The following is a 1,260-nucleotide window of genomic DNA, read 5'->3' as shown; positions in this document are numbered from 1 at the left end:
GCGCCGCCCAGCGTGGGTGGTCGGGTACCGACGCCGTGGCGCGACATGGACCGCCTGCGCCGTCCGGACGCGCTCAATTCGGCGCCGCGGCCGCAGTCGATGCAGCCGGCCCGGCCGGCGATGCAGCGTCCCGAGGGCATGCAGCGCCCGCCGGCGCCGCGCCCCGGCAATATGGGTCGCAGCAATGGGACACGTCGCACACTCGAACCCTAAGAAAGGGCTTGCGTTCGCCTGTTCCAGCACGCACTCTACGTCCTACGGGGTGACCGCCTGCGTCGCTTTATGACCCGAAGGGGTCGACCCCACCGTCTATGTCGATGTCCGACAGGGAAATCTGGATCCCCCCTGTTCCGGCCCTGTCGGGCGTCGGCGCCTCACAACGAAAAGCCCCGGTCCGCCGGGGCTTTTCGCGTTGGGGCCTTGCCATTGCTGGGGTGGCGCCGGCGACCGGCGAAAAACGGGCATAAAAAAGGGCCGGTAGTCCCCCGACTACCGGCCCCCAGCTCCCCCAACGTGCGCGTGACTGGCCCCTGTTCCAATTCCAGTCATACGCCCCTGACGCATTGCCACGTTGGGTGCAGTGGGAATATCTGCAGATTGCGTGCCAACTTGAGGCCCGGATCCGCAATTTGTGATGCAACCGCTAAAATTCCTGTTCACACCCTGGGCGACGTCCCGTGTCGCCCCCTGCCGCCGGCCCCGCGCCGGCCGACGAGACCCCGATGAGCGATTCCTTCTACCGCCATGACGTGATCGTGATCGGCGGCGGCCATGCCGGCACCGAGGCGGCGCTGGCGTCCGCGCGTGCCGGCGCGCGCACCCTGCTGCTGACCCACAACGTGGAGACGGTGGGGGCGATGAGCTGCAACCCGGCGATCGGTGGCATCGGCAAGGGCCACCTGGTCAAGGAGATCGACGCGCTGGGCGGGGCGATGGCCCACGCCGCGGATCTGGCCGGCATCCAGTGGCGGACCCTCAATGCCTCCAAGGGCCCGGCGGTGCGCGCGACCCGCTGCCAGGCCGACCGCAGCCTGTACCGCAGCGCGATCCGGCGCCTGGTCGAGGCGCAGCCGAACCTGACCGTGTTCCAGGCCGCGGTGGACGACCTGTTGATGGACGGCGAGCGCGTGCGCGGCGTGCTGACCCAGACCGGGCTGCGCTTCGAGGCCGCGGCGGTGGTGCTGACCGCCGGCACCTTCCTGGCCGGCAAGATCCACATCGGCCAGACCCAGTACGCCGGCGGCCGCGCCGGCGATCCGC

At 70.0% G+C, this 1,260-nt stretch carries 1 protein-coding gene and 1 pseudogene; both read left to right on the top strand.

Annotated features, from left to right (window positions below; translation table 11 throughout):
- Positions 1-213, top strand: a pseudogene (locus D180_RS24445) (hypothetical protein); the annotation flags it as partial.
- A 509-nt stretch (positions 214-722) separates the two neighbouring features.
- Positions 723-1,260, top strand: a 538-nt coding sequence (locus tag D180_RS05985; RefSeq protein ID WP_157835429.1) for an FAD-dependent oxidoreductase, incomplete at its 3' end; no start/stop codon positions are given.

This window comes from Xanthomonas sp. SHU 166 (assembly GCF_000364685.1).
Taxonomy (GTDB): Bacteria; Pseudomonadota; Gammaproteobacteria; order Xanthomonadales; family Xanthomonadaceae; genus Xanthomonas_A; species Xanthomonas_A sontii.
The sequence above is the reverse complement of the archived record's forward strand: the minus strand, read 5'-3'. Positions and strand labels throughout refer to the sequence as shown.